This window comes from Limnohabitans sp. 2KL-1, from assembly GCF_003063435.1.
Lineage (GTDB): Bacteria > Pseudomonadota > Gammaproteobacteria > Burkholderiales > Burkholderiaceae_C > Limnohabitans_A.
Genome location: NZ_NESL01000011.1, coordinates 59,981 through 75,751, shown reverse-complemented (window position 1 = coordinate 75,751; position 15,771 = coordinate 59,981). Strand labels below are relative to the sequence as shown.

The following is a 15,771-nucleotide window of genomic DNA, read 5'->3' as shown; positions in this document are numbered from 1 at the left end:
AGCTTTGCAGTAATGGGCCTGCTCGCCCTGCTTGGCAACGCCTTCTATGCGGTTCTTGTTCATCGGCTCACGATTTACGCTCCACGCTTCCTTCCCACGCTCGGTCGCCCTCACGCAGTTGCGCTTCGCTTTGCTCACTGTGACCAGCTCGCAGCGGGACTTGCACCCGCAGGTGTGCGCCCATGCTGGGCGCACCCGAAAAAAAAACCGCTCACATGGGAGCGGTTTTTTTGCAGTGTGTAGCAGATCAGGAGCTGAACAGGAAGTTCATCACATCGCCGTCCTTGACCACATATTCTTTGCCCTCGGCGCGCATCTTGCCCGCGTCCTTGGCGCCTTGCTCGCCCTTGAAGGCGATGAAGTCGTCAAATGCGATGGTCTGGGCGCGGATGTAGCCCTTTTCAAAGTCGGTGTGGATCACGCCAGCGGCTTGCGGGCCGGTGTCGCCTTTGTGGATGGTCCAGGCACGCACTTCCTTGACGCCCGCGGTGAAGTAGGTTTGCAGGCCCAACAAATCGTAAGCCGAGCGGATCAGGCGGTTCAGGCCGGGTTCGTCCTGGCCGATTTCCTGCAAGAATTCCAGGCGATCGGCATCGTCCATCTCGGACAGTTCGGCTTCGATCTTGGCGCAAATGGCCACCACGGGCGCGTTTTGCTTGGCGGCAAAGGCCTTCAGGCGGTCGAGGAAGGGGTTGTTCTCGAAGCCGTCTTCGGACACGTTGGCCACGAACATGGCGGGCTTGGCTGTGATGAAGAAGAACTGCTTGAGCTCGGCGCGCTCTTCTTTGCTGAAGTCGATGGTGCGCACCGGCTGGGTGTCGTTCAGGGCGGTCTGGCACTTTTCCAGGATCGCCATTTGCTTGACGGCTTCCTTGTCGCCGGAACGGGCGATTTTGCTCACGCGGTGAATGGCTTTTTCCACCGCCGCCAGGTCGGCCAGACACAGCTCGGTCTGAATCACCTCAATGTCGGCAATCGGGTCCACCTTGTTGGCCACGTGGATCACGTTGTCGTCTTCAAAGCAGCGCACCACGTTGACGATGGCGTCCGTCTCACGGATGTGGGCCAAAAACTTGTTGCCCAGGCCTTCACCCGTGCTGGCACCGGCCACCAGGCCAGCAATGTCCACAAACTCGACAATCGCGGGCACGATGCGCTCGGGCGTGATGATCTCGGCCAACTGCTGCAAGCGCGGATCGGGCACCTCGACCACGCCGGTGTTGGGCTCAATGGTGCAAAAAGGGTAGTTCTCGGCGGCAATGCCGGCTTTGGTCAGGGCGTTGAAAAGGGTGGATTTGCCAACGTTGGGCAAACCCACGATGCCGCATTTGAGGCTCATGGAAGGCTTTCGATGATTCGGGAGATAACCGGCGATTTTAACGGGTCAGCCCGCTTGCACGAGGCTGGGCCAGGCACAGACTGCCCAGCGCGAAGACCGTATCCCCTGCAAAGTCCTGTCGCCCGGCGCGAAATGCGCCGCATCCTACAATGCCGACATGGCTTTACCCCCTGACATTTGCATTCGCGGCGCTGGCATCGTAGGCCGCACTTTGGCCCTGCTGCTGGCGCGTGAACGGCTGAACGTGGCTTTGGTCGCATCGCCTGCACCTGCTCACCCGGACGTGCGGGCCTACTCGCTCAATGGCGCAGCCAAAGAGTTGCTGCAGGACTTGCGCTGCTGGCCAGACAGCCCGGCCGTCACGCCCGTACACCGAATGCAGGTTTGGGGTGACCATGGGGGTCATTTGAGCTTTGGCGCTCAGGAACAAGGCGTAGGCGAGCTCAACTGGATGGTGGACGTGCCAGTGCTCGAAGCGCGACTGGCCGCTGCCGTGCAGTTTCAGCCACAGATTGAAGTGGTCAACGCCCCGGTGACCGCGCCACTGACCGTGGTGTGCGAAGGCCGCGCCAGCCAGACCCGCGCCGATCTGGGCGTGGGCTTTGACATCTCGCATTACGAGCAGCACGCGGTGGCCACCCGCCTGGTGTGTGAACGCCCCCATGAGGGCATCGCCCGCCAGTGGTTTGGCTGGAGCCATGCGCCGGGCCTGTCGCAGCCGCAAGCCGAAATCTTGGCCTTGCTGCCTTTGGGCGGCGAAGGTGGACGCGAAGTTGCCCTGGTCTGGTCCGTGCATCCGCTGCGCGCACAAGAACTGATGGCTTTGCCTGCCGAGGCCTTTGCCACCGAACTGGGCCAGGCCTGCGGTCTGGCCTTGGGCATGATGACCTTGTCGGCCGAGCGCGCCGTGTGGCCGCTGCAACTGGCCCGCGCCCAGCGCTGGATGGGTGCCATGCCTGGTGCCACCAAGCAGTCTTTTGCCTTGGCAGGCGATGCCGCGCACGCCCTGCACCCGCTGGCTGGCCAAGGCCTGAACGTGGGCCTGGCCGATGCCGCCGAGCTGGTGCGTGTGATCGGGGCCAAGGAATTCTGGCGTCCCTTGCACGACCTGAAACTGCTGCGCCGATACGAACGCGCGCGGCAGGCCGACGTGCAGGCCATGGGCCTGGTGACCGATGGCCTGCAGCGGCTGTTTGCACAGCCCGGCCCGATTTGGCAAAACCTGCGCAACTGGGGCATGCGCGGCTTTGACCGCAGCGGCCCCATCAAACACTGGATGACGCAACACGCCATGGGCCAAACAGACGATGCGCACAAGGCACACGGCGCCAAGAAACCCGGCTGACCCCCTCACTGATACCGAACCCGAAAGCTCACCGATGAAGTTTGTCCTCTCCAAACTGGCCCTGATCGTGGCCACCACCACCTTGACGCTGGGCTCCGCCTGGGCCCAGGAAGCGACCATCCGCAAAAACCTGAGCGACCGTCTGAGCAATTTGCCCAAGATCGACGAGATCAGCAAAACGCCGATGAACGGACTGTATGAAGTGCGCATGGGCAACGACGTGATGTACAGCGACGCCGAAGGCAATTTCCTGATCCAGGGCACGCTGATCGACGTGCGCCAAAAGCGCAACCTGACCGAAGAGCGCATGGAAAAACTCTCGGCCATCCCGTTTGACCAACTGCCCCAGAAAACCGCGTTCACCCAAGTGCGCGGCAACGGAAAACGCAAACTGGCGGTGTTTGCAGACCCCAATTGCGGCTATTGCAAACGCTTTGAAAAAGACCTTCAAAAACTGGACAACGTGACCATTTACCACTACCTCTACCCCATCCTGGGCGAGGACTCCAAAACCAAAGCCAAAAACATCTGGTGCGCCAAAGACAAGGCCAAGACCTGGAACGACTGGATGATCAATGGCACCACGCCCCCCACCGCCAACTGTGACGCCTCGGCCATCGACACCGTGGTGGATTTCGGCAAAAAGCAACGCATCACCGGCACGCCCATGATCTTGTTTGCCGACGGCACCCGCGTGCCCGGTGCTGTGCCCATGGCCCAAGTCGAAAAAATGCTGGCTGAAATCAAATGAACACACCACGCACCGAAGACATCACCTGGGCCCTGATCCGCCGCCTGGGCTACGCCGGCCTGATTCCGTTTGTCTTTTTGGCCCTGTGCCTGTGGCTGGTCGGACCCGACCTGCACCCCTATGTGGCGCTGGCCATGCAAGGCTACGGCGCGGTGATCGTGTCCTTTCTGGGCGGCATTCACTGGGGAGTGGGTTTTCGCAATGCCCTGATCATGCCCAACGCGCCCAAAATCCATTTCACCTGGGGTGTCGCACCCTCGATTTTGGCCTGGGTGGGAGTGATGATGCCCGCCTATGCCGGCCTGCCTTTGCTGGGCTTCGTGCTGATCGGCTGTTACCTGATGGACCGTCGCACCTGGCCTGCCGCCGGGCTGGCCCCTTGGCTGCCCATGCGGTTGCAATTGACCATCGTGGCATCGCTCAGCTGCTTTTTGGCTGCAGGCGCCACCTGAGCATGACAGCTTGAACGAGAGGGGCGGTACTTGCCCCTGTCCATCGGGGTCAAAGCCCCTCTCCACCCCTTTCACCATGACCCATTTGCTGTACACCGTTGAAGCCGCCGATCTGCATGCGCATCTGTTTCGTGTCACCCTGACAATCACCCAACCCCAGAGCACCCAGACCGTGTCACTGCCGGTGTGGATTCCCGGCAGTTACCTGGTGCGCGAGTTTGCTAAAAATTTGCAACACCTGACGGCCAAACAGGGGCGCCGCACAGTGACCGTGGCACAGCGTGACAAATGCACTTGGGATATCACCTGCAAGGCAGACCAGCCCCTGGTATTGAGCTACGAGGTTTATGCCTTTGACAACTCGGTGCGCACCGCCTGGCTGGACAACCAGCGCGGTTTTTTCAATGGCACCAGCCTGTGCCTGCGGGTGCACGGTCAAGAACACGCGCCGCATCACTTGCAGCTGCAAGCCATTCAAGGTCAGCCCGAGTGGCAGGCCGCCACGGGCCTCATGCCTGTCAAAACCGACAAGCACGGCTTTGGCCTGTACCAAGCCGCCAACTACGATGAGCTGGTGGACTGCCCGGTGGAGCTCGGTGCATTCTGGAGCGGCAGCTTCGTGGCCTGCGGCATCCCGCACCGTTTTGTGGTGGCGGGTGCTCTGCCCTCGTTTGACGGCGACCGTCTGCTGGCCGACACGCAAAAAATCTGTGAAACCGAAATCCGTTTCTGGCACGGCACGGGCAAACAAGCGGGCAGCAAAGCCCCGCACAAAAATTACCTGTTCATGCTGAACGCCGTGCACGACGGCTACGGCGGGCTGGAGCACAAAAACAGCACCGCCTTGATCTGCAACCGCGCCGACCTGCCCCGCCAAGCCAGCCCGCGCACCAACGAGGGTTACACCACCTTGTTGGGCCTGATCAGCCACGAATACTTCCACGCCTGGAATGTCAAGCAACTGCGCCCAGACGCTTTGGCACGCTACGACTACTCGCAAGAAAATTACACGCCGTTGCTGTGGTTTTTTGAAGGCTTCACCAGCTATTACGACGACATCCTGCTGCGCCGCGCGGGACTGATTGACGACGCCACCTACATCAAGCTGCTGGGCAAAACCATCGCCCAGGTGCAGCAAACCCCGGGCCGCCATGTGCAAACCGTGGCCCAGGCCAGCTTTGACGCCTGGGTGAAGTACTACCGACAAGACGAAAACACCCCCAACGCCACCGTGAGCTACTACACCAAGGGCTCTTTGGTGGCGCTGTGCTTGGACCTGTCATTGCGCAAAGAAAACCAGACGCTGGACAACGTGATGCGTGGCCTGTGGAAACGCTGCAAGGGTGGCCCGATGCGCGAGCAAGACCTGCTGGACGAACTGCAGGCCCTCACGGGCCGCAGCTGGCAGCCTGAAATCAACGCCTGGGTGCACAGCACGCAAGACCTGCCACTGCGCGAATGTCTGACGGCGCACGGTGTCACCATCGAAGCCGACATCTCTTCCATGGCCCAGCGCCTGGGCCTGCGCGTGAGCGAAGTCGGGGGCAGCGTGCAAATCAAGGGCGTGCTGCGCGGCAGCGCCGCCGAAACCGCCGGTCTGGCCCCTGGCGACGAATGGCTGGGGCTGGACGTGGGAGCCAAAGGCCAAAGTACCAGCTGGCGCTTGAACAAACTGGACGACCTGCCCGCACTGCTGGGCAAAGCGCATCAGCTGGTGGCGCTGGTCTCACGCGACAAACGCTTGTTGCGCTTGCCCTTGAAGGTGCCAGAGCAATCCAGTGGCTGGAAACTGGCTCTGCCTTCGGATCACAAAACAGGCTGGCCTGGGGTGTGATCATTGCAAATCAGCTGCTTCGGGCATGGCGCTCGTTGCGGCAGACCTCGGTCAGAGCTGAAGCCACGCCCTGGCCTGGAGCCCTCGGGCTGCGGCGACGCAGACAGCCCTCACGGCACACTTATTTCTGACGCAAATCCACCACACGTTTGGCCTTGCCCTGGCTGCGTTCGACGCCACCCTCAGCCTTCAGCTCGATCGCCACGCTGGAGCCGATGAACACCTTGATCTCGTGCTGCAGCATCTTGGCAGCAGCGCGGGCTTCGATGCTCTCGGGTGACACGCCGGGCTTGGTCTCGATGACGACCTTCAAATCGTCCATTGGGCCTTCGCGGGTCAACACGCATTGGTAATGCGGCGCCAGCTCGGCACGCTTCAAGATCAATTCTTCGATCTGGCTGGGGAACACGTTCACGCCTCGGATGATCATCATGTCGTCGCTGCGGCCGGTGATCTTTTCCATGCGGCGCATGGTGCGGGCGGTGCCGGGCAGCAGGCGCGTGAGGTCACGCGTGCGGTAGCGGATGATGGGCAACGCTTCCTTGGTCAGGCTCGTGAACACCAGCTCGCCCATCTCGCCGTCAGCCACAGGCTCACCGGTCTCGGGGTTGATGATCTCGGGGTAGAAATGGTCTTCCCAGATGGTTGGGCCGTCCTTGGTTTCGATGCATTCGCTGGCCACGCCCGGCCCCATGACTTCGGACAGGCCATAGATGTCCACCGCGTCGATGGCCATGCGTTTTTCAATGGCGGCGCGCATGTCGTTGGTCCAAGGCTCGGCCCCGAAAATCCCGATACGCAAAGAGCTGGTCTTGGGGTCGATGCCTTGGCGCTCGAATTCATCGGCGATCGCCAGCATGTAACTGGGCGTGACCATGATGATGCTGGACTTGAAATCCTGAATCAGCTGCACCTGGCGCTCGGTCTGGCCGCCGCCAAAAGGCACGACGGTGAGGCCCAGTTTTTCGGCACCGTAGTGCGCGCCCATGCCGCCGGTGAACAGGCCGTAGCCATAACTCACATGCACCATGTCACCGGGCCGGGCACCGCCTGCACGGATGCTGCGGGCCACCACGGTGGACCAGGTGTCGATGTCTTTCAAGGTGTAACCCACCACCGTGGGTTTACCGGTGGTGCCGCTCGATGCGTGGATGCGGGCGCAGTTTTCGCGAGGCACGGAGAACATGCCAAACGGGTAGCTGTCGCGCAGGTCGGCCTTCGTGGTGAAGGGGAACTTGGCGATGTCGGCCAGCGTTTTGCAGTCGTCCGGGTGCACGCCTGCGGCGTCGAACTTGGCGCGGTACACCGGCGAATTGGCATAGGCATGCTGCAAGGTCTGTTGCAGGCGCTTGAGCTGCAGGCTGCGCAGCTCGTCGATGCTGGCCTTTTCAATCGGCTCCAGGGGGAAGGCTTTTTCAGTCATGTGTGACTCCGAAATCAAAAATCAATGGGGGCTATTCACTCTGGCACCACAGAGCCCGGAATTTGCGCGCTCTTGCCACGGAACATGGCGATCACGTCGCCGTTCTGGTTGGTGACTTTCATGTCGTAGATGCCATGGCGTCCGCTCAGGGTCTGCTCGATGCCTTCGCAGGTCAGCACATCGCCCAGCTTGCCGGGCTTCAAAAATTCGATGCTGCAACCGGCGGCCACCGCGTTTTTGTTGTAGCTGTTGCAAGCAAAGGCAAAGGTGGAATCAGCCAGCGTGAAGATGAAGCCGCCGTGGCAAATCTGGTGACCGTTCAGGTGCAGTTCTTTGACGACCATGCGCATCACGGCGCGGCCGGGCTCGCAAGCCAGCAGCGCCATGCCCATGGTGTCTTTGGAGGCCACGTCGACCGCGAACATGGTTTCGCCCACCAAACGGGCCAAGGCTTTGGGGTCGTTCATCATTCGCCTTTGAATTGCGGTGCGCGTTTTTGCAAAAAGGCGTTCACGCCCTCCATGTAGTCATGGGTTTTGCCCAGCGCCGATTGCGTGTCACGCTCCACGTTCAGGTGCGCGTCCAGCGAGCGTGTGCCCGCATCGCGCAAAAGGTGGCGCGTGGCGACCAAGGCCTTGGTCGGCATCACGGCCAGCTTGTCGGCCAGCGCCAGGGCTGCGGCCACGCAGTCGTCGGCCACGTCCCAGATCAGGCCCCATTCCTTGGCCTTGTCGGCCATGAGCTTGTCACCGGTCATGGCCAGCGCCATGGCGCGGGGCAGTCCCAGGCGCTCGACCAGCAACCAACTGCCGCCCGCATCCGGAATCAAACCGATCTTGCTGAAAGCCTGCACAAAGCTGGCGGTGGGCGCGGCAACGGCGATGTCACACGCCATGGCCACCGAAGCGCCCGCGCCCGCGGCCACGCCGTTGACCGCACAGATGACCGGCATGCGCAGAGACTGCAAGCGTCGTGTGGTGGGGTTGAAGGCATCCTGGATGACAGGCCCTGGGTCAGCCCGCTCCAACAGGCCAGGGCCTGGGGTGAAATCGAGTTCAGACAAGTCCAGTCCGGCGCAAAAGCCACGACCGGCACCGGTCAGCACCAGCGCACGCACTGCGGGGCTGGCTTCTGCTTGGTCCAGCGCGACCCACAGGGTCTTGTGCATTTCACGGGTGAAGCTGTTCAATGCTTGGGGGCGATTGAGCGTGACCAGCGCCACGGCGCCTCGCACTTCGTACAACACCGATGGAGCGGCGGATTCGGTCATGCAATTTCTCCTTAGCCACCGAATTTACCATTAACCGACCGATCGGTTGGTTAATGTTTTCCCTAGGTTGCACTTTTTGAACCGCTTGCGGTCTGAGCCTTTTTTGACAGGATGGCGGCAGCTGTGCCGGGTATAGTGGAACGCGATATTCAACCCTGATGGATGGAGTGCGTCTTGAGCTACGAAAACATTGAAGTCCGCGTCGAAGGCGGCAAAGTCGGCATCATCACCTTGAACCGCCCCAAAGCGCTGAACGCTCTGAACGGCCCGCTGATGGACGAATTGGGTGCGGCCCTCAAAGCGTTTGATGCCGACGAAGCCATTGGCTGCATGGTCATCACCGGCAGCGAAAAAGCCTTTGCGGCAGGCGCTGACATTGCCGCCATGGCCAAGTTCAACTTCCACGAGGTCTACAAAAACGACTTCATCACCCGCAATTGGGAAACCATCCGCAGCATCCGCAAACCCGTGATCGCGGCCGTGGCCGGTTTTGCGCTCGGTGGTGGCTGCGAACTGGCGATGATGTGCGACTTCATCATTGCCGCCGACAACGCCAAGTTTGGCCAGCCCGAAATCAAGATCGGCATCATTCCCGGCGCAGGCGGCACGCAACGCTTGCCCCGTGCGATGGGCAAGTCCAAGGCCATGGACCTGGTGCTGACCGGCCGCATGATGGACGCTGCCGAGGCCGAGCGCGGTGGCTTGGTCAGCCGCGTGGTGCCGCTGGACAAACTGATGGACGAAGCCCTGGGCGCAGCCCTGATGATCTGCGGCTACGGCCAGCTGGCCACCATGGCCGCCAAGGAAAGCGTCAACCGTGCCTTTGAAAGCGGTCTGAGCGACGGCGTGATGTTCGAGCGCCGCATGTTCCACGGCTTGTTTGCCACCGCCGACCAAAAAGAAGGCATGGACGCCTTTTTGAACAAGCGCGCCCCGAACTTTGTGAACGGCTGAGCACCCGCAAGCGCGCCGGGCGGCTCGCCTGGCGCTTTCAGCTCGGCTGCGCCAAGAGTTCTGGTTGCCAGACCAGCCGCTCGGGGGCGCTGAAGCACAAGAAGCGCTTGTTGGTCGCGCGGCCGATGGCGCACAGGCCCAGGCGCTTGGCGACGTCGAGGCCCATTTGTGTGATGCCGCTGCGTGACACGACCACGGGCACGCCCATCTGGGCCGACTTGATGACCATCTCGCTGGTCAAGCGGCCGGTGGTGTAGAACACTTTGTCTTGACCGCTCACGTCGTTCATCCACATCCAGCCTGCGATGGTGTCCACCGCGTTGTGGCGGCCCACGTCTTCGACGAACATGAGCATCTCGTCGCCTTGGAACAAAGCGCAACCGTGCACCGAGCCGGAGGATTTGTAGGTGGTTTCCTGCAGGCGGATGGCGTTCACCAAACCATAGAGCTGGCCTTGCGTGATCTGGGCGGGCGGCAACGCGATCTCGTGGATGTGGGCCATCAAATCGCCAAACACGCTGCCTTGACCACAGCCGGTGGTGACCACGCGGTCGGCGCTGCGCTCGATCACCACCTGCGCGTTGGCGCGGGTTTTGACCGCCGCCACGCCGGGCTCGCCCACTTCGCCTTCGCCAATGGTCCAGTCCACCGTGATGGAATCGATCTGGTCCACCGAATCGATCAGTCGCTGGTTGCGCAAAAAGCCCAACACCAACCACTCGGGCTCGGCCCCCAAGGTCATCAGCGTGACCAGCTCTTTTTTGTCGAGGTAAATGGTGAGCGCCCGCTCGGCGGGGATTTGCGTCTCGGACACCTCACCGAATTCATTGCGCACAGTAACACTGCGTGTGAGGGGCGCACGCGCTCGGGTGATGTGGGGCTTGGGCGAGGCCGATGCGGCCACGGGGGCGTTCAGAACTACAGACATGGCTTGAGCCTAACGTAAAAATCCCCCGCCGTTGCCGACGGGGGATTTTGCCGTGACGCTGAAAAAAGGATCAGCCTTTTTTGGCAGGTGCTGCCGTGGGCTTGGCACCAGCGGGTGCGGCCGAAGGTGCCGTCACAGGGGCTGCAGCCGTTGCTTCGGCAGGCTTGTAGGCACCGGGGTCCACACAAGCAGGTGTGGCCGTGGGTGCAGCTTTGCCTTTGCCGTTGGTTTTGTAATAGTGCGCCGCCACTTTTTCGCGGGACTTGCACAGCTGGAAGTCGGCCACTTTGTTGCCGTGCGCTGTTTTGGCAGCGGTTTCGGCCGCTTTGGCCTTGGCTTCTTCGCTGGGGGCGGGCAGTTTGGCCGCAGCGCTGAAGCTGATGGCCAGTGCAGACATGACAAGCAGGTATTTTTTCATGGTGTTCTCCTGGCTCAAACCGAAGCCGTGGATGCAGCAGGTGCAGCAGATGCAGGGGCCGCTGGCACAGAGCGCTGGGCCGGGATCTTGCCAGCCTTCACGTCGTCGTACCAGAGTTCGTGGTGTTCTTTGGCCCAGGTTTCGTCGACATAGCCTTCGCGCATGGCCTTGTAGGCGCCGCGCATGCCGATGGTGCCCATGTAGATGTGGCCGATGAACATGGCCATCATGAACAAGGTGGCGACGCCGTGGACCATGTTGGCGATCTGCATGGTGCTGCGTTCATAGATCAGGCCAGGAATCAGCTTGTCGAGCACCAGGCCCGAGGCCACCACGATCGCACCCAAGAACAACACACCGCCCCAGAACACCACCTTTTCACCAGCGTTGAAACGGTGTGAAGGCACTTCAGTGTTCGAGAGCAGGCCACCGCCTTTGAGGATCCAGACCAGATCGTCCTTGCTGGGCATGTTGTCCTTGAGGAAGGTGACGAACACCACCACCAACGACACCGCAAACAAGGGGCCTGCAAAGTTGTGCACGTTTTTCAGTGCATAGGTCAGCCAGCCGAACAGCGTGGGGCCGATGATGGGCAACAAAAAGTACTTGCCGTAGGCCATCACAATGCCCGAAATGGCCAAAGTCACAAATGCAATGGCGTTGGCCCAGTGGGCTGAGCGCTCGAACGGCGTGAAGCGTTCGATCTTGCGGCCGGTTTCCTGACCGTGCAGCTCAATCGTGCCCTTGCCGAAATAAAACAAGGCCATGGCACCCACAGCAATCAGCAACAGGGCAGCACCATAAGGAATGATGATGTTGTTGCGCACCTGACGCCACGACTCCCCGGCCGAAGCCAGGCGGGAACCAGGGTATTGCACAAACGGCTGGATCAGATTGCCAGCTTCCGGGGCCTGGCTTTTGGGCAGGCTGCTGTAACCCGTCACGCCCTGCCCCACCGCACGCCACATGGGCGCGTTGTTGCCGGGTTGGACCTGGCCGCGCTCGGCGTTGGTCTGGTCTTTGTACTTCGGATCGGCGTCCGCACTGGGCGCTATCTGGAAGATGTTGGCGCTTTTCACGCCCATGGTGGTTTCAGTTGGGGCGGCAGCGGCAGTCGGTGAAGCAACAGTGGCTGTAGCTGGAACCTGCGTCTGGGCAGCAACGCCCCACGCGGCCGCAGCCAGCCCGATGGTCAATAAGAAGCGGCGCATGAACTTCTCCTTGGCGCTCACTTGGGTGCGCGGGCGTGGTCGTTCATGCCGTAAGTGGCACGGGCCTTGAGGTGGTTGGCCCACCCGTCTTTGTCACCGGCTTTCCAGCCAGGTTCGGTAAAAGTGGCCACGCCCGTGCCGCTGTAAGGCGGCTGGTCGGTGCGCACACCTTTGACCTCTTGCGGCTTTTCGCCACAAGCCACCAACAAGGCCGCGCTGCAAAGGATGAAAGCTGCTTTCATGCTCAGGCTCCTTGCTTGGCTTGGTTGCCGTAGGCGGTGCCCCAGCCCCAGACTTCGGCACCCTTGCCACGGCTGATCACGCGGCCGCGCAGGATGTCGGTGATGACATCGCCATCACCCGCCAACAACGCTTTGGTCGAGCACATCTCGGCGCAGGCCGGCAACTTGCCTTCGGCCAGGCGGTTGCGACCGTATTTGTCGAACTCGGCTTGGCTACCGTGCTCTTCTGGGCCACCGGCGCAGAAGGTGCACTTGTCCATCTTGCCGCGCACACCAAAGGTGCCTTGGCTTGGGAACTGTGGTGCGCCAAACGGGCAGGCATAAGAGCAATAGCCGCAGCCAATGCAGATGTCCTTGTCGTGCAACACCACGCCTTCTTCGGTCTTGTAAAAGCAGTTGACCGGGCAAACGGCCATGCAAGGCGCGTCCGAGCAGTGCATGCAAGCCACCGAGATCGACTTTTCACCAGGAACGCCGTCGTTCAAGGTGACCACGCGGCGGCGGTTCACGCCCCACGGAACTTCGTGTTCGTTTTTGCAAGCGGTGACGCAGCCGTTGCATTCGATGCAGCGCTCTGCATCGCAGATGAATTTCATTCGTGCCATCGTGTTCTCCTCAAGCCTTCTCGATGTTGCAGATGGTGGTCTTGGTCTCTTGCATCATCGTGACGCTGTCATAACCATAGGTGGTGGCCGTGTTCACCGCCTCGCCGCGCACGATGGGCGCTGCACCTTTGGGGTAATGCGCCAACATGTCGGCACCTTGCCAACGACCCGAGAAGTGGAAAGGCATCCAGACGGTGCCGGTGTCCACGCGTTCAGTGACCAAAGCCTGCACATTCAAGCGGGCACCGGTCGCGCCCAACAACCACACGCGGTCGCCGTTGCGAATGCCGCGGTCTGCCGCTGTTTTGGGGTTGATCTCGACAAAGGCTTCTTGCTGCAACTCGGCCAACCAGGGGTTGGAGCGGGTTTCTTCGCCGCCACCTTCGTACTCGACCAAACGACCCGAAGTCAGGATGAGCGGGAACTTTTCGTGCATCTTGTCGGCGATGTTCTTGTCCTGCACGGTTTTGTACAGGGTAGGCAAACGCCAGAAGGCTTTCTTGTCCTCGTGCGTGGGGTACTTGGCCATCATGTCTGGACGGGTACCGTACAAAGGCTCGCGATGCTGCGGGATCGGGTCGGGGAAGTTCCAGACCACGGCACGGGCTTTGGCGTTGCCAAACGGGTGGCAGCCGTGCTCTTTCATGAACACGCGCATCATGCCGCCGGACGAATCGGTCTTCCAGTTCTTGCCTTCGGCCGCTGTTTTTTCGGCTTCGGTCAATTCGTCCCACCAACCGAGTTTTTTCAGCAAGATGTGGTCGAGTTCTGGATAGCCGGTGGTGATGTCTGCACCCATCGAGTGCGAACCGTCTTCGGCCAGCAGGCTCTTGCCCTCGCGCTCCACACCAAAGTTGGCACGGAAGTTACCGCCACCGTCCATCACGTGCTTGGAGGTGTCGTACAGGTTGGGCGAGCCGGGGTGTTTGAGTTCGGGCGTGCCATAGCAAGGCCATGGCAGGCCGAAATAATCGCCCGTGAAGTCGTAGCCGGTTTCCTTGTCTTTGCCGCCTTTGGCCTTGAGGGTTTTCACGTCGAACACGTTCATGTTCTTCATGTGGGCCTTCAGGCGTTCAGGGCTTTGACCGGTGTAGCCGATGGTCCAGACGCACTTGTTGATTTCGCGCAGGATGTCTTCGGGCATGGGCTCGTCCATGCCCTTGACCTTTTGCATCTTGTAGTTCTTGGACAGCTCTTTGCCAAAGCCCAGCTTATCGGCGAACTGCTGCATGATCATGTGGTCGCTGCGGCTTTCCCACAACGGATCGATCACCTTCTCGCGCCACTGCAACGAGCGGTTGGACGCTGTGCAAGAACCGCTGGTTTCAAACTGTGTGGCTGCTGGCAGCAGGTACACGGCGCGGTTGGCGTTGAGGTCTTCGGCCTTGCCCGGCATGGCCGCCATGGCGGCTGTGGCCGATGGATAAGGATCGACCACCACCAGCAAGTCCAGCTTGTCCATGGCGCGCTTCATGTCGAGGCCACGGGTTTGCGAGTTGGGGGCATGGCCCCAATAGAACACGCCACGCAAGTTGCTGTCTTGGTCGATCAGCTCGTTGTTCTCGAGCACACCGTCGATCCAACGGGACACGGTGATGCCGTTCTTGCCCATCATCGCGGGCGAAGCGAACTGCTTTTTGATCCACTCGAAATCCACGCCCCAGGCCTTGGCGAAATGCTTCCACGAGCCTTCGGCCAAACCGTAGTAGCCGGGCAGTGAGTCGGGGTTGGGGCCAACGTCGGTCGCGCCTTGCACGTTGTCATGGCCACGGAAAATGTTGGTGCCACCACCGGACTTGCCGACGTTGCCCAAGGCCAGCTGCAAGATGCAGGAGGCGCGCACCATGGCGTTGCCAATCGTGTGCTGGGTCTGGCCCATGCACCAGACGATGGTGCCGGGGTTGTTGTCGTGCAGCATCTTGGCGACCTTGAACATCTGGTCTTCTTTGACGCCGCAGGCCTCTTCCACCTTGTCGGGTGTCCACTTGGCCAGCACATCGGCCTTGACGGCGTCCATGCCGTACACGCGGTCGTTGATGTACTTCTTGTCTTCCCAGCCGTTCTTGAAGATGTGATAGAGCAAGCCAAACAGGAACGGGATGTCGGTGCCCGAACGGATGCGCACGTATTCGTCGGCCTTGGCGGCAGTGCGGGTGAAGCGTGGGTCGACCACGATCATCTTGCAGCCGTTTTCTTTGGCGTGCAGCATGTGCAGCATGGACACCGGGTGCGCTTCGGCCGCGTTGGAGCCGATGTACAGAGCGACCTTGCTGTTTTGCATGTCGTTGTAGGAGTTGGTCATGGCGCCATAACCCCAGGTATTGGCCACCCCCGCCACCGTGGTCGAGTGGCAAATGCGGGCCTGGTGGTCGCAGTTGTTGGAGCCCCAGAAGCTCACAAACTTGCGCAGCAAATAGGCTTGTTCGTTGTTGTGCTTGGACGAACCGATGAAGTAAACGCTGTCGGGACCGCTGGCTTTTTTCAGCTCCAGCATCTTGGCGCTGATCTCGGTGAGAGCCGTGTCCCAGCTGATGCGCTCGTATTTGCCGTTGACCAGCTTCATGGGGTAACGCAGGCGGTATTCACCGTGGCCGTGCTCGCGCAATGCAGCACCTTTGGCGCAGTGGGCACCCAGGTTGATGGGCGAGTCAAACACGGCTTCTTGGCGCACCCAGACACCGTTTTCAACCACGGCATCGACCGCGCAACCCACCGAGCAGTGGGTGCAGACGGTGCGTTTGACTTCGACCTTGCCTGCGCCCACGATGGACGCGCCCGTGGCGGCCTGGGCTTTTTGCACCAGGCTCAACTGCGACGCAGCCAGACCCACACCGACACCCAGACCCGAGCGGCGCAGGAAACTGCGGCGGTCCAGTGTGGGCAAAGCCTGCGACAAACCACGGCGCAGGCTGTGGATGAAGGGGGAAGAGACAGCACCGGAAGTGCCGGTTTGTTTTTTGGTCAGCAACATGGAGGGCTCCAGTTGGGGATGAACAGGG

Annotated in this window: 15 protein-coding genes; 5 read left to right on the top strand and 10 right to left on the bottom strand. The window is 61.0% G+C overall.

The annotated features are described in order from the left end of the window. Positions 1-247: 247 nt before the first annotated feature. On the bottom strand, positions 248-1,339 hold the full coding sequence (gene ychF / locus B9Z47_RS16210; RefSeq protein WP_108332256.1) for a redox-regulated ATPase YchF: 1,092 nt from the start codon (positions 1,337-1,339) through the stop codon (positions 248-250). 157 nt (positions 1,340-1,496) lie between these two features. On the opposite strand from ychF, the gene B9Z47_RS16205 reads away from it, so the two are divergent. The 4 genes from B9Z47_RS16205 to B9Z47_RS16190 all read left to right on the top strand — a co-directional run bounded on the left by B9Z47_RS16205 (position 1,497) and on the right by B9Z47_RS16190 (position 5,721). Next, positions 1,497-2,684, top strand: a complete 1,188-nt coding sequence (locus tag B9Z47_RS16205) for an FAD-dependent monooxygenase (protein WP_108332255.1) — start codon at positions 1,497-1,499, stop codon at positions 2,682-2,684. A gap of 34 nt (positions 2,685-2,718) precedes the next feature. Beyond that, positions 2,719-3,435 carry a DsbC family protein gene (locus B9Z47_RS16200; RefSeq protein ID WP_108332254.1) on the top strand — a complete coding sequence of 239 codons (717 nt, stop codon included), beginning with the start codon at positions 2,719-2,721 and terminating at the stop codon, positions 3,433-3,435. Then, on the top strand, positions 3,432-3,887 hold the full coding sequence (locus tag B9Z47_RS16195; RefSeq protein WP_108332253.1) for a DUF3429 domain-containing protein: 456 nt from the start codon (positions 3,432-3,434) through the stop codon (positions 3,885-3,887). Before B9Z47_RS16200 ends, B9Z47_RS16195 begins: the two co-directional genes overlap by 4 nt. Before the next feature lie 76 nt (positions 3,888-3,963). Then, a complete protein-coding gene (locus B9Z47_RS16190; RefSeq protein WP_108332252.1) occupies positions 3,964-5,721 on the top strand; it encodes a M61 family metallopeptidase in 1,758 nt (585 codons plus the stop codon). Positions 5,722-5,842: 121 nt separating this feature from the next. Here the strand turns inward: B9Z47_RS16190 and paaK are convergent, their stop codons facing one another. Genes paaK through B9Z47_RS16175 form a run of 3 tightly spaced genes read right to left on the bottom strand, consistent with a single transcriptional unit; the run spans position 5,843 to position 8,414 of the window. Beyond that, positions 5,843-7,144, bottom strand: coding sequence for a phenylacetate--CoA ligase PaaK (paaK, locus tag B9Z47_RS16185; protein WP_108332251.1), 1,302 nt, complete (start codon positions 7,142-7,144; stop codon positions 5,843-5,845). A gap of 35 nt (positions 7,145-7,179) precedes the next feature. After that, positions 7,180-7,614 carry a hydroxyphenylacetyl-CoA thioesterase PaaI gene (paaI, locus tag B9Z47_RS16180; RefSeq protein ID WP_108332250.1) on the bottom strand — a complete coding sequence of 145 codons (435 nt, stop codon included), beginning with the start codon at positions 7,612-7,614 and terminating at the stop codon, positions 7,180-7,182. Further along, complete coding sequence (locus B9Z47_RS16175; protein ID WP_108332249.1) at positions 7,611-8,414, bottom strand: enoyl-CoA hydratase-related protein; 804 nt, start codon at positions 8,412-8,414, stop codon at positions 7,611-7,613. Before B9Z47_RS16175 ends, paaI begins: the two co-directional genes overlap by 4 nt. Positions 8,415-8,588: 174 nt before the next feature. Here B9Z47_RS16175 and B9Z47_RS16170 point away from each other — a divergent pair, with 174 nt between their 5' ends. After that, on the top strand, positions 8,589-9,368 hold the full coding sequence (locus tag B9Z47_RS16170) for an enoyl-CoA hydratase (RefSeq protein WP_108332265.1): 780 nt from the start codon (positions 8,589-8,591) through the stop codon (positions 9,366-9,368). A gap of 37 nt (positions 9,369-9,405) precedes the next feature. On the opposite strand, the gene B9Z47_RS16165 is transcribed toward B9Z47_RS16170, so the two are convergent. The 6 genes from B9Z47_RS16165 to B9Z47_RS16140 form a co-directional block, all read right to left on the bottom strand. Further along, a complete protein-coding gene (locus tag B9Z47_RS16165) occupies positions 9,406-10,296 on the bottom strand; it encodes a formate dehydrogenase accessory sulfurtransferase FdhD (RefSeq protein ID WP_108332248.1) in 891 nt (296 codons plus the stop codon). A gap of 70 nt (positions 10,297-10,366) precedes the next feature. After that, positions 10,367-10,714: a hypothetical protein gene (locus B9Z47_RS16160; protein ID WP_108332247.1), complete on the bottom strand. Its 348-nt coding sequence runs from the start codon at positions 10,712-10,714 to the stop codon at positions 10,367-10,369. Positions 10,715-10,728: 14 nt separating this feature from the next. After that, positions 10,729-11,925 (bottom strand): formate dehydrogenase subunit gamma, encoded by a 1,197-nt coding sequence (locus B9Z47_RS16155; protein ID WP_108332264.1) that lies wholly within the window; start codon positions 11,923-11,925, stop codon positions 10,729-10,731. Between the two features lie 17 nt (positions 11,926-11,942). Then, entirely contained in the window at positions 11,943-12,167 is a 225-nt protein-coding gene (locus B9Z47_RS16150; RefSeq protein WP_108332246.1) for a hypothetical protein, read from the bottom strand. Between the two features lie 2 nt (positions 12,168-12,169). Further along, complete coding sequence (gene fdh3B, locus B9Z47_RS16145) at positions 12,170-12,772, bottom strand: formate dehydrogenase FDH3 subunit beta (RefSeq protein ID WP_108332245.1); 603 nt, start codon at positions 12,770-12,772, stop codon at positions 12,170-12,172. A 10-nt stretch (positions 12,773-12,782) separates the two neighbouring features. After that, positions 12,783-15,743: a formate dehydrogenase subunit alpha gene (locus B9Z47_RS16140; RefSeq protein ID WP_108332244.1), complete on the bottom strand. Its 2,961-nt coding sequence runs from the start codon at positions 15,741-15,743 to the stop codon at positions 12,783-12,785. Between the last annotated feature and the right edge of the window lie 28 nt (positions 15,744-15,771).

What these genes read in the sequence shown, in the direction of transcription:
- ychF (WP_108332256.1), bottom strand. Translation starts at nt 1,339, where the DNA reads ATGAGCCTCAAATGCGGCATCGTGGGTTTGCCCAACGTTGGCAAATCC.
- B9Z47_RS16205 (WP_108332255.1), top strand. Translation starts at nt 1,497, where the DNA reads ATGGCTTTACCCCCTGACATTTGCATTCGCGGCGCTGGCATCGTAGGC.
- B9Z47_RS16200 (WP_108332254.1), top strand. Translation starts at nt 2,719, where the DNA reads ATGAAGTTTGTCCTCTCCAAACTGGCCCTGATCGTGGCCACCACCACC.
- B9Z47_RS16195 (WP_108332253.1), top strand. Translation starts at nt 3,432, where the DNA reads ATGAACACACCACGCACCGAAGACATCACCTGGGCCCTGATCCGCCGC.
- B9Z47_RS16190 (WP_108332252.1), top strand. Translation starts at nt 3,964, where the DNA reads ATGACCCATTTGCTGTACACCGTTGAAGCCGCCGATCTGCATGCGCAT.
- paaK (WP_108332251.1), bottom strand. Translation starts at nt 7,144, where the DNA reads ATGACTGAAAAAGCCTTCCCCCTGGAGCCGATTGAAAAGGCCAGCATC.
- paaI (WP_108332250.1), bottom strand. Translation starts at nt 7,614, where the DNA reads ATGATGAACGACCCCAAAGCCTTGGCCCGTTTGGTGGGCGAAACCATG.
- B9Z47_RS16175 (WP_108332249.1), bottom strand. Translation starts at nt 8,414, where the DNA reads ATGACCGAATCCGCCGCTCCATCGGTGTTGTACGAAGTGCGAGGCGCC.
- B9Z47_RS16165 (WP_108332248.1), bottom strand. Translation starts at nt 10,296, where the DNA reads ATGTCTGTAGTTCTGAACGCCCCCGTGGCCGCATCGGCCTCGCCCAAG.
- B9Z47_RS16160 (WP_108332247.1), bottom strand. Translation starts at nt 10,714, where the DNA reads ATGAAAAAATACCTGCTTGTCATGTCTGCACTGGCCATCAGCTTCAGC.
- B9Z47_RS16155 (WP_108332264.1), bottom strand. Translation starts at nt 11,925, where the DNA reads ATGCGCCGCTTCTTATTGACCATCGGGCTGGCTGCGGCCGCGTGGGGC.
- B9Z47_RS16150 (WP_108332246.1), bottom strand. Translation starts at nt 12,167, where the DNA reads ATGAAAGCAGCTTTCATCCTTTGCAGCGCGGCCTTGTTGGTGGCTTGT.
- fdh3B (WP_108332245.1), bottom strand. Translation starts at nt 12,772, where the DNA reads ATGGCACGAATGAAATTCATCTGCGATGCAGAGCGCTGCATCGAATGC.
- B9Z47_RS16140 (WP_108332244.1), bottom strand. Translation starts at nt 15,743, where the DNA reads ATGTTGCTGACCAAAAAACAAACCGGCACTTCCGGTGCTGTCTCTTCC.